Source organism: Micromonospora sp. IBHARD003 (genome assembly GCF_056106285.1).
Map to the genome: position 1 here is coordinate 6,318,777 of NZ_JBWBBX010000001.1, position 12,128 is coordinate 6,330,904.

The window sequence follows — 12,128 nt, forward strand, 5'->3', positions numbered from 1 at the left end:
AGCCATGCACGCAGACCCGCATCCGCAGGCCGGAGGTTCACCCGTCCGCATCGGTGACCGGCCCGCGCCGGCACTTCTTCCGGTTCCGCCGGCCGCAGCACCAGGCGTCGGGCCGCGCATCGTCTTGCGCGACCAGCACAATGCCACACCGCACCCGGGGTTGCGAACCCCACGTTTTCTGACAGTGCGTCAGTTCACTGTCGATTCGCTACCGTCTGAAAACCGCTCTGACCAGCAGGAATGGCAGTATGCAACTGCGATGGGCGACAGCAACTTGCTTGACAGCCCGGATCTCCATCGGTAACGATCAATGCACGGCGATGAGCCGTCATGAGTCTGGGATTCTCAACGGGGGAGAGCCTGTGGACGTCAGTACGCCTGAGTTACGCCAATTAGCATCTTTGGCCTCTCCATACGGCCTCGTGGCCCGCACCGCGGCCCTGCCGGTCGCCGACGGTGATCCGGACTTCGCCATCCGCGCTTCCAGCATCGGTGACCCATCGAAGGTCCTGCACAGCCTGAAGGGCTGGAGCAACGACGGTGACCTGGGGAACGTCGACGGTGTCGGCAGCGCGCTCTCCGGCGAGCGGGCCAGACTGGTCTCGATCGCCGAAGCTCTCGAGCGGTACTCCACCTGCTCCTGGCACGACGACGACTTCCTCGTCGCGGCCGAGGACGAACTCACCGAGGAGTTCGTCTCGCCCACACGGTGGCCCCAGTGTTCTGCGCGCGAGTTCGCTCGTGACGACTGCGGTCTGGTCCCGTACGACCCGGCCATCCCGATCAGATGGGTTCGGGCCTGGTCGCTCACCCGGCGGTGCACGGTCCTCGTGCCGGCCATCGCGGTGTACCTCCACATGGCACCGCAATCACCGTCGGAACGCTTCACCCGGGGAATCACCACGGGGGCGGCCGTTCATTCCGATATCCACAGCGCGGTTCTCGGCGGGTTGCTCGAGGTCGTGGAGCGGGACGCGCTCTCGCTCGCGTGGTTACAGCGCCTGCGGCTGCCGAAGCTGACGGTCGATCCGGAGCTTCTGGAACCGCTCGTGCGCGCCTACCACGCGACCGGGACCGCACGTCACCTCGACGTCCGGCTCTTCGACGCGACGACCGACTTCGGTATCCCCGTGGTCTATGCCGTACAGCTTTCGCCCAACGAGGACCAGCTGGCGCAGATCGTCTGCGCGACGTGCGACGTCGATCCGCAGCGGGCACTGGGCAAGATCTACCGTGAGCTCGCCTCCGTGCGTGTGGCGCTGCGTCACCGCGTGGGCGGCCAGGCGGTACAACGACCCGGCGACGGGACGGTCAGTGTGGTCGGCTCGGCGGCGTACAACGCTTCGGTCGAGCGACGGGACGCCTTCCGGCACCTGCTGGAAGGGGAGCGGGACGTACGGCGTCTCGAAGAGCTGCCCGACCTGTCCGCTGACGCGGACCCACTCGCGACCGCGGTTTCCCAAGTGGCCGCGCGGGGGGCCGAGGTACTCGTAGCCGACATCACCACGGACGAGGCGCGGCAAGTCGGCATGCACGCCGTCAAGGTGCTGGTGCCAGAGGCCATCCCTCTGTCGTTCATTCACAGCGAGCGTTACCTCGGGACGGCCAGGCTCTACACCGCGCCGACGGCGATGGGCCACGAAAGCCACGGCGAAGAGTCGCTGAATCCCGAACCGCAGCCTTCCGCGTAGGTCCCGGAGCTGTTGTAGCAGTCCGCGTAGACGCCGGAACTGCACCTTCCGTGTAGGCGCCTGAACCGCAGCCGTCCGCGTAGAGAGTCAGATGGGGGATAAAGCACGTGCTGTTTGAGCATTCGGTGGATTGCCTGTACCTGGTGAGGGACGCGTTCGGAGAGCGGTACGCCGACGCATACCAGACGGCGGCATCGAGCCGGGTGACCGGCAGTGAACTTCCCGACGATGCCCGGCTGTCCCGCGCCGCGATGATCGTGGCCGTGCATTCCGGGCGGGACGAGGTACTGCGTGACGCGCTTGACCGACTCGGGTTCGAGCGGGGCGTCCCGACGGTGGGGGTCGAAGTACTGCCGACGCGGATCGTGTGCGGTCCGGCCGTGGTCCCCGGGGCCACGGCCTGCTACTCCTGCCATCTGCGACGCGTCGAGCAGCACCAGGATCCCGCGCGGACCGACCACGGGGAGGCGACCCGGGACCTGCCGGAGGGCTTCGGCCCCATGCACCTCGCGATCGCGCACGGTCTGCTGACGCTGGCCACGGCCGAGCTGCGCACGGGCCCAGTGGGGCTCGGCGGCACGGTAAGGACGTTCGACCTGGTCGCCGGGACGCTGTCGACCGCGTCGACGGTCGCGGTGGATCGCTGTCCGCGGTGCGGTGCCCGATGGAGCGAGCAGCGGACCCGTGTCGGCGCGGTGGCCGGTCTCCTGTGAGGTCTTCGCTGTGGATGAGGAGTGCAACTGATGGGTGTTGAGCTGAGGGCAGAGACCCTCGGACGGGTCGCGCACCGGGACAAGCAGATCGCTGTCCCCGTCCGCCCCGCTCTCCGCAAGGGCGTCCGACTGCGCCAGTCCGGCGACGCCGTGACGCTCGACGGCGCGGACAAACGGCAGGTTTTCACCGGGAAGTTCGCGCGCGACCATCTCGGCCGGCTGGCTGCCGCATGTGACGGTACCGCCACGCATGCCGATCTCGCCGCCGCGGTGGGACTCGACGAGGCGGTCGTCCACAAGGCATTGGCCCTGTTGTGGGCGTCAGGGGCCTTGGAGGAGGGCACCCGGATCGGCGAACACCCGGCGTTACCGCCCGAGCTCGCCTGCCTGTTGTCACGGCTCGGCAACTCCACCGGAGTGAACCTGTCCTGGACCGACGCCGCGGCGAGGCTCGGTCGCGCCGCCGTCCATGTGGCCGGACACCGCCCCCTGGTGGAGGCCACGACGAGCTGCCTGAGCGGGGTATGCGAGGTGGTCGACGACATCGATCGGCTGCCGGTCGCCGACGACGCCTTCGTCGTCTTCTTCGAGACCCGGCAGTCTCAGCCGGAGCTCATCGAACTGCAGCGCCGATGTTGGCTGGAGAAGCGGTCCCTGTTGCGTGTCCGGGCCGACAGCACCTCGATGACCATGGGGCCGTTCGTGGACCCCGCGTTCACCCCGTGCCTGGAGTGCGGCGTGTCGGGCGAGGGCGACCTGCCGGACGAACCGCCGCAGCACGCGTACGACCTCATCGCCGGCCTCGTCGCACACCACGTGCTCGCGCTCTTCTCGCGGTCGATCCGGACCTATCTGCCGCTCGACGCGGGCATCATCGACCTGACCACCCTGTCGACGCGCTACCGCCCGAGTGCGACCCGCCCCGGCTGTCCCACGTGCTCGTTCAGCGAGGGCACGACGGCGCCCGTGCCGCCGTCCAGCGCGACATACGAGGCGGCGGTGGCATTGCCACTCCGCAGGTTTCTGGATCCCAAAGGGCATCTGGCCCATTTCCAGTCCTCGAACATCAAGCTGCAGTGGGATTTCCGGAGCTGGCCCAGCTGCCCGCGGGTGGCGCTGCCCGAGGCGGACGTGTCGAGGTTGGCCGGAGCGCCGGCCGGAGACCGGGCGGACCTTGGCCGGCCCGATGTCGCCCTCCTGCTCGCGATGGCGTTCGGCATCCGCGAGCAGACCGACGGGTGGGTACAACGATGGACCGCGGCCGGCGGGAACATCGGCTCGGCGACGGCCTATGTGGTGAGCCGTGACGAGGCCGTACTGCCCGTGGGCGGGTACGCGTACCGCGACCAGGACCACTCCCTCGCACAACTCACCACCGACGAGCTGCCGGGCGACCGGCCGCTGCTGCTGGTCGTCACCTCCAACCTCAAGAAGATCGCCGCCAAATACGGCACGTTCGGGCTCCGGCTCTCGCTCTGCGACGCGGGCGTCGGACTGTCCACCGCCCGGAGGGTCACCGACCACCTGAACCTGGACTATTCACTCGTCACGGATTGGGACGACCACCTGCTGAGTGAGTACCTGGGCCTCTCCCCGACCGAAGAACCCATCGCCGCAGTCATGGAAGTGGGCTGAATCAATGCGATCCGACTCGTCCATGATGCAACCGCTGCTCGACAACTTCGCCGCTCGTGCCCGTACGAGCGACGGTCTCGCGGCACACCGGTCACCGACGCCGTTCGCGGATGCCACGCCCGTCGCCATCGATGAGCGGGAGGCGGCCCCCGGTCACCCCCGAGATCTGTCCGCCACACTGCGGACACGCAAGTCGTCCTTGCAGTACGCGGACGCCCCGGTGCGCACGGACCTGGTCCTGAGCCTGTTGCAGAACGCGTTGCGGCGTGATTCCGACGGCTGGAAGCTCGATGACGACACCGGCCCGCTCGAGGCATTCGTCTTCGCACTGCGCAGCGAGGGCAAGCCGGCCGGGGTCTACCGGGTCACCGCGCAGGAGTTGTCGTTCATCGCCCCTGCCTCGGCCGTCGGCGATCCCGAACTCCTGGGCGTCCAGCGCGAGTTCGCCGACGCGGGCGGGATCGTCAGCGTCTACGCCAACATCGACCGCGCGGACTCGTGGGCGGGATCGCACGGCTACCGTCTCTGCGCGGTGCGTGCCTCCATGGCCCTCTACGACTTCCACCTGAGATGCCAGTCGCACGGTCTCGTCGGCACCATGTTCGGCGGGTTCATCGGCTCGGCCGTCAGGAACCTGATCCAGAGCGACGGTGTGACCCGGCACCCCTTGCTCGCCGCAACCTATGCCCACCCGGCGCCGTGACCACCGGCGTCAGGCCGCGTTCGTTCCCCACCCCGTCGACGGTCAGCCGGCGACGCGACATGCCGCGCGACGAAAGTGAGTGAGTTGATGTCCTACGAGGGTGCGTCGCACGCGGCTGGTGTCGTCCTCGCCCGCCCGGACGTGTCCGCGCTGCGGACGAAGCAGGGAGCATGGATCGGCGTCGGCTCCGCGTCCTTCACGATCAAGGGTGAGGCCGCCTTCGGCGTGGTCTCGACGCTGCTGGGCCGGTCGGACGGCAGTCGCACCGGCCATGACCTGGTCGGTGCATTCCCGGCCGGGGCGCGCGGGGCGGTGTCGCGCGTGCTCGACGCGTTGGTGGCCCATCGGTGCGTGACTGTCCTCGACGCGCCGATCGCCCATCAGGTCACCGTCAAAGGCCCCGCGGCGGAGTGGCTGATTCCCTTCTTCTCACAGCTGACGGATGAACCGGTGCGCGCGCTGGACCGTGTGCTTGCCACCACCCTTCACCTGTACGGCGGCGCCGACTGGCTCGGGCGCCTGCGCCAACTGCTGGTCACGTCACCGTTGTTCGGGCTGCGGACCGAGTACCACACCGTCTCGGACGAGGACCCGGTACCGCAGTGGGAGGACGCGGGCCTGGTCGTCATCGACGCGGACAGCCTCCCGTACGAACGCACCGTGCGACTGCAGGACGCCCTGCTCGACCGCGGCGTACCGCACGGCATCGTGGGCGAGGCGGGCCGGCGCCGCTGGATCCTCTGGTCCGACGACAAGTCGACCGGTTGCTGGGCCTGCTTGTGCCAATACGGTCGCACGGAACAGCCCGATGCTCCGGCCGGCACCGTGTCATTGGCACCGGACGACTTCACTGCGGCAGCCGTGATCCACGCGATCTACCAGCGCACCGCCGGGCTCGGTGAGCACACGGCAGCAGCGGTGGCCATGCCCCTCGATTCGAGCCTGCCGACGGTGAAACCGCATCCCGCGTGGTCGGCAGCGGGCTGTCGATGCCACCGGGCGGTGGTGTTACCCGCCACCGGTGACCAGCGCGACGACGCAGAAGAGGCCCTGGTCCGCCGGAACATCGTCAGTCCCGACGACGACAGTCGGCTGGACGACGACCACGAGCACATCATCGACGTCCTGGCCGGCTGGACGGACGAATTCGTCGGCCCCTTCCGGTACCTGGACGGGGGCGACCTGCCCCAAGTCCCGTTCGGGCAAGCGCGGGCCACCCTCCTCGTCGGACCTGCCGAGGCGCACGAGATCACCGCCGCTACGTTGTCGTCCCGGGAGGCCCTGTATCAGGCAGCGCTCAACGGCTTCGAACTCTTCGCTGCGCAGCAGGACGGGCCGCGGCCGAACCTCAGCGCCGGATGGACTCTGGACGAGGCGATCTACCGTGCCCTGCTGAGGCAGTCGATGCTGACGCCGGCAGACGACGCCGAGTTGGTGCCGGTGTCCGACGACGACCTGGGGCACGACGAATGTGCCGCATTCAGCCGGTACATCCAGCGGGGTGTCGAGCGCACCCGTGGCTGCGAGGCGCCGCAGTGGTTCGGCACCCGCCTGCCGAACGGCATCTACCGGGTCCTGGGGCGCGCCACCGGAAAGGCAGTCACGCAGGGCGCGGGTGCCTGTTACGCGGAAGCGGTGTCGACGGCGTTGCTCCGGCTCGTCAACGACGACAGCGCCCTGGTTCCGCTCAACCCCCACTTCGCTACCTGGACTGAGGTATGGCGGCACATCGCACGGCCGCAGTGTACGGAGGTGACCGCGCAGACGGTTCCCTTCGCGCGGCAACAGGTCCGACTGGTGGAGATGGCATGAGTACGGAAACGCACGTTCCACCTGCTGCGGACCTGATCTCCGCTCTGTTGGCCGATGCCGGCGCAGCCGCGCCCGCGGAGGTACTCCTGGGCCCGCTGACCGACCCCACACGGATCCACGCCGACGAAGGCGGGTCGGGGCGGAGCATAGCCGTGTTGTTCTGGTGCGGCAGCGTCTACGTCCTGGCCTACGATCCGGCGGACGAGGGTGCCGGCGGATGCCCGCGGTGCCTGGCATGGTCCCTCACCAGGCACATGGACTCTGCCGACATGCCGTTCGAGGAGGCGTCCGACAGCGAGTCTGCGGCAGGCGCGCGCAGCCACGCGCTCTGGCGGCAGGCCGGTCCCGCGGTGCGCACGGTCGTCACCCGGGCCGCGGCACTCTTCCTGCGGGAGAACTCGCCTGCCGGCACGCTCGCCATGGTGGACCGGGCCGGCGGCGCGGTGCGACAAGGACTCGTACCGCCGAGGACGGAATGCCCGGCATGCCAGTCGGCGACGACCACGACCACGGTCGCCTTCGGCTCCGCGCCCGAGCTGCTCGAGAAGTCCGACGGTGCGCTCCGGGCCAGCCGCCCGCTGCCGCCGACACTGACGTCCGACTACCTGGGACCGCACGCGCTGTTCAGGGAACCGCTCGCCGATCTGGACGGCGCCCTCCCCACGGCGCAGGTGGGCCTGCCGCTGGGCAACGGCGTGCTGGAGCCCGGGGTCGGGCGCTCCCGGAGCTTCGCCAAGAGCCGGACGACCGCGGTGCTGGAGGGCCTGGAGCGTCTCGCAGGCTTCTGCTACCAGCCGGTCGACGGCACCGTGGAGGCCTCGCTCTCGGAGCTGGGGACACGGGCCATCGATCCGCGCACCCTCGGCTATCACTCCGCCGACCAGTACGCGCGCGAGGACTTTCCCTGGTCGCCGCTGGACGCGGCCGAAACGGTGGAATGGGTCCCGGTCACGCCGCTCGGCGAAGGACCCGCCCGGTACCTTCCGGAGGTCGCGCTGTCGTGGGTGCGCCGCCCGGAGACACGGCAGCCGTTCTTCTACGACACGTCGAACGGCTTCGCGCTGGGCCAGAGCCACGAGGAAGCGACCCTGCACGGGCTCTTCGAGATCGTGGAACGGGACGCGTTCCTGCTCACGTGGTACCGCAAACTGCTCCTCCCCGAACTCACCCTGGGACCGGCCGACAGCGACATCAGGGACCTGATGGAGCGCGTCGAAGTGGTCACCGGATTCCGGGTCCGTCTGTACTGGGCGACATTGGACATCGAGGTACCGGTCGTGCTGGCACTCGCCCAGCGCGACGCGGACTCGGGTCCCTGCACGCTCGTGTCGACCGCGGCCAGCCTGTATCCGCGGGCAGCGGCCGAGTCGGCCATCTTCGAGGTGGCCGCGCGCGTGGCGTCCCTGAGGTACGTGTACGACGACGACCCGGAGCACCGGCAGCGGCTCGCGGCGGACTTCCACTCGCTGGTCAGCATGGACGACCACAGCCTGCTCGGTGCGCTGCCCACCTCCCGGGAGTGGTTCGCGTTCCTGACGACGCAGGACCGGCCCGAGATCAGTCTCAGCGCGGCGGCCGCGGCGGCCCCGGAGTTCGGCACCCTCAAGGGGGACCTCGACTACGTGCGCACGCAGATCGAGGCCGTCGGCAGTCACGTCTACGCGGCCGATGTCACCACGCCGGAGCTGCGCTGGCGCGGGCTGGTGTGCACGCGCAGCTTCGTACCCGGATGCCTGCCAATGACATTCGGGCACGGCACACGGCGTCTGGAGGGGCTGCCACGCCTGCACGGCGGACGGCTCCCCTATGCCTCCCTGCTGCCCGACGACCAGACCCCGGCGGACGTCCCGCCGCACCCCTTTGCGTAGCCCGCAGGTAAGAGAAGGAGAGCCCTTTCGTGCGATCGGATGAGCATGCGGAGCCGCCGGCTGAGTCCACCGCCAAGGTCAGCCCGTACGTCCTCTTCCGGCGTAGTCGGCTGCCGGTGACCGAACTGGCGGACCTCCGGTTCGACGGGACCTGGGCGCGGATCGAGGAGAGCCGCCGTCTCCGGGCGGAATGCGCGCGGCGGGCGGAAGAGGTGTCCGACCGTCTGGGCGGGGTCGTCCCGCACGTGGACGAGTCGGTGCGTGCCGATCTCGTCCGGCTGCGCCGTGACGTCTACAACCAGCGTGCCGAACCGGCGGCGCGGCGGATCGACGTCGTGGCACCGCATCTGGAAGAGGACACGGTCGCCGGGCTGCGGGAGTGGTTCGACCTCGTTCAGCGGACCCGGCGCTGCGAGGACGATGCACAGTCGCTGTTCGAGGCGAGGATGCAGTCGGCACGCGCCGGTTTCGCCCGGCTCTTCGAGCACGACTCGATGGCGAGGAGCATCCAGCTCTCGGGCGACCAGCTCTACGAGAGCCTGCGCCGGTACACCTCGGGCGAGATGGGGTCGGTCAAGCCGAGCCGGCTGCGTGTCCTTGAGTCCACGCTGGTGAACTTCGCCTATCGCGCCGCGCTGAAGCCGTCGCCCTTCGGCCGGTTCACCGAGGTCGGAGCCTTTCCCACGGATCTTCCCGAGACCGGGCACGCCGTGTCCGAGCCCCGGACGTACTCGAAGTCGACACTGAACCGGGTGCTGGTGAACTGGCTGGTCGCCGGACTGCGACGGGTCGACGGTGGCATCGACCTCTGCCAGGTGCTGCTGAACTCGTCGCTGCGCGCGGACGACAAGACGATCGAGTTCATCGGGACCGTCCCCGACGCCGGCGGGGAAAGCCTCTCGGAGACGGTCGTCAGGCTCAAGCGCGACAGGGTCGTCAACCGCATCCTGGACGTCCTGGCCACAGGCTCGGCGTCGGTGCCCGAGGTGCTCCGGGCACTGACCGAGTTGACCGGCAAAGAGGAGGCCAGCAGGAAGGCCCTGCGGGCGATGCTGCGGCTCGAGCTGCTGTACGTCAGCCCCGGCTTCGACGAACAGGACCCGGGATACTCCGAGAAGCTGGCGGGGTTCCTGAGCGCCGGTACGACCCCGCCCGTATCCGCGATGAGCGGTCATCTCGACACCCTCGTGGAACTGGAAACGGCGCTTTCCGACGCGCCCACGGAGCAGCGCAGGCCGCTGCTGAGCGCCGCGGACAAGGCCCTCACCGGCATCGCCGAGGTCTGCGGGCTGGAAGCGCCCCCCGCTGAGATCTCCCGGGCGCCGGTGTACGAGGACCTCTGGACGCCCGACCGTCCCGCCACCTGGAACCGGGAATCCGTGGCCGAGAGCGTCCCCGCGCTGGAGAGCCTGTGGCGGCTGTCGTCGGTGCTCGACTACGGCCACACGAAGCGGCTCGGGGTGTACGCCTTCGCGGCGGCCACGTTCGGCGACCGCGAGACCGTGCCCTTCCTGACGTTCTTCGAGAAGCTCGTACAGCTCTCGGACGCCGAGCAGGACGCGGTGTTCTGGGGGCGTCACTCCCAGGCGGCGGAGACGTTCATCGCGCAGCGCGACCAGGCCCTGCGTGACATCGGCGGGCAGCTCGTACCCGAGGACGGCGTCGTCCGGATGACCCCCGAGGCCCTCAAGGACGCGTGCGCGGGCGTGGAGGACTGCGTCGACCCCGACTCGATCACCTTCCGGGTCCAGTTGGCGGGCGGCACCCCGTCGCCCGACGTCGTGGTGAACGGCGTCCTGACGGGATACGGCGTCTACTTCTCGCGCTTCAGCTCGTTCATCGAGGGCTCGGCCGCCGAGGGCTGGACGCTCCGGTCGGCCGTCCGGGAACACCTCAGGGAGGCGTTCCCCGGGCAGACGGACCTCAACATGGTCGCCGGGCTCAACTTCAACCTGCACCCGCCGCTCACCGACCGGGTGCTGAACTATCCCGGCACCTGGCCCACCTCGCCGGAGATGAAGGCCTACAGCCTCGACAAGCTGATGATCCGGATCGACCACGCCCGGCGCGGGCTGCTCCTCTGGGACCCCGAGCGCGACGAGCGCGTCCATCTGACCCCCATGAACTTCCTGCTCCCCATCGTGGTGCCGGTCCTCTACAACCTCATCGAGGTCCTGAGCCCGACCATCCGGTACAACTACGCGCCGATGGACGACATCGGGCGGGCGATGGGTCACCGCGGGTACCCGGGCTCGTCCCCCCGGCTGATGGTCGGCGACGTCGTCGCCAGCCGCAGGACCTGGACGGTGCCCGCGCGCGAGATCCCCGAACTGTCCGAGCTGAGCAAGGACTCGTACCCGGCGCTGCTGCGCTTCGACCAGTGGCGCATCGAACAGGGCCTGCCCCAGCACGCGTTCGTGCTGACTCAGCGCCTGGACGAGTACAACCTGCTGTCCGGGCTGGTCGAGGAGATCCCACGGGACTGGACCGACTTCAGCCACCTGCACAGGGCCAGTGTCCACAAGCCCATGTACGTCGACTTCCGCAATCCGTATCTGGTGCGCAGCTTCGCCAAGACCGCGCTGACGCGGGACGACGTCCACGTGTCCATTCGAGAGTGCATGCCGGCGACCGACGAGTACGGCGGCTCAGGACCGGCAGCGGCAGAGGAGTTTTTCGTTGAGCTCTACCGGAACTGAACGTGACGCCGAGTGGCGGCCACTCCATGTCTATCTGCCGATGTCCCTCCAGCCCACCTTCCTGCGGGACGTGATCCATCCGGTCGTGCGGGACGCCGGGATGCGGGACCGCTTCTGGTACTTGCGGTACTGGCAGGGCGGTCCGCACATCCGGCTCAGGCTCCACCGGGCGTCGGACGAGACCGTCGAGTCGGTGCGCGGCATGCTGGCCGAGGCGATGCCCACGCTCAACGCCGAGCAGGCCGCCGAGTACGAGGAGCAGTCCTCCCGCCAGCCGGGCCTGGCGGATCTCGAAGGGGCGAAGCCCGAGGAGGTCAGGGCGCCGGGCACCGTCGAACCCACCCCCTACTCGCCCGAGTACGCGAAGTACGGCGGGACCACGGGACTCCGCATCGCCGAAGAGCTCTTCCGCTCCACTTCGGCCGCGGTGCTGGATCTCCTCGCCGACCGGTCGGACCGTGAACTCGAGGCGTCGCCGGCGGGTCTGGCCATGCGCATCATGGCCATGTCCCTCAAAGGCTCCGGGCTGGACGTGGAGCAGAGCCAGGATTTCCTCAGCGCTTACGAGGAGGACTGGCGCAGGTGGGTGCCGCCCGGTTATGAGCAGAAATGGGCGGCCGTGTACGAGAAGACGCGGAGCAGGGTGACGAACCTGTGCGGCGCGGTCTGGCGCGACGGAGCCACCGACGTCTTCCACGACATCTATGCCACTGCGCTGAATTCCACACTCTCGGTGCAGGAAAAGCCGACGGGGAGTCACTTCGCGGAGCTCGCACTCGAAGGAACCCCGTATGTCGGCTGCCTGGCCAACTACATACACACGACCAATAACCGCCTGGGGATTCTTCCGGCTGCGGAGGCATTCCTGGCGTATGTCATCCGGAGTTCTCTGACCGAACTGCGGGTGCCGCACAGGGCTTGACCGGAGTGCAGGAATCCGATCGTGACTTTTTGGATTCCTTGGCTCTTGTCACCACAACTACCGCTATATGGCGGTAAGATGGAAT

The 12,128-nt window shown here is 68.8% G+C and carries 8 protein-coding genes; all 8 read left to right on the forward strand.

The genetic code is table 11. The annotated features are described in order from the left end of the window. Positions 1–422 precede the first annotated feature (422 nt). Entirely contained in the window at positions 423–1,691 is a 1,269-nt protein-coding gene (locus tag ACTWOL_RS28080) for a YcaO-like family protein (protein WP_474299586.1), read from the forward strand. A gap of 107 nt (positions 1,692–1,798) precedes the next feature. Next, the gene (locus ACTWOL_RS28085) at positions 1,799–2,404 is read left to right on the forward strand and encodes a cyclodehydratase (RefSeq protein WP_474299587.1); all 606 of its coding nucleotides are present in this window, start codon (positions 1,799–1,801) and stop codon (positions 2,402–2,404) included. A 30-nt stretch (positions 2,405–2,434) separates the two neighbouring features. Beyond that, on the forward strand, positions 2,435–4,039 hold the full coding sequence (locus ACTWOL_RS28090; RefSeq protein ID WP_474299588.1) for a tpaE: 1,605 nt from the start codon (positions 2,435–2,437) through the stop codon (positions 4,037–4,039). Between the two features lie 4 nt (positions 4,040–4,043). Then, positions 4,044–4,742 (forward strand): nitroreductase family protein, encoded by a 699-nt coding sequence (locus ACTWOL_RS28095; RefSeq protein ID WP_474299589.1) that lies wholly within the window; start codon positions 4,044–4,046, stop codon positions 4,740–4,742. Between the two features lie 87 nt (positions 4,743–4,829). Continuing rightward, the gene (locus ACTWOL_RS28100; RefSeq protein ID WP_474299590.1) at positions 4,830–6,554 is read left to right on the forward strand and encodes a hypothetical protein; all 1,725 of its coding nucleotides are present in this window, start codon (positions 4,830–4,832) and stop codon (positions 6,552–6,554) included. Continuing rightward, positions 6,551–8,422: a YcaO-like family protein gene (locus ACTWOL_RS28105; protein WP_474299591.1), complete on the forward strand. Its 1,872-nt coding sequence runs from the start codon at positions 6,551–6,553 to the stop codon at positions 8,420–8,422. Before ACTWOL_RS28100 ends, ACTWOL_RS28105 begins: the two co-directional genes overlap by 4 nt. 29 nt (positions 8,423–8,451) lie before the next feature. Then, positions 8,452–11,121, forward strand: a complete 2,670-nt coding sequence (locus ACTWOL_RS28110; protein WP_474299592.1) for a lantibiotic dehydratase — start codon at positions 8,452–8,454, stop codon at positions 11,119–11,121. Next, positions 11,102–12,043: a thiopeptide-type bacteriocin biosynthesis protein gene (locus tag ACTWOL_RS28115; protein ID WP_474299593.1), complete on the forward strand. Its 942-nt coding sequence runs from the start codon at positions 11,102–11,104 to the stop codon at positions 12,041–12,043. The genes ACTWOL_RS28110 and ACTWOL_RS28115 overlap by 20 nt, the downstream gene beginning before the upstream one ends. The last annotated feature ends 85 nt before the right edge of the window (positions 12,044–12,128 follow it).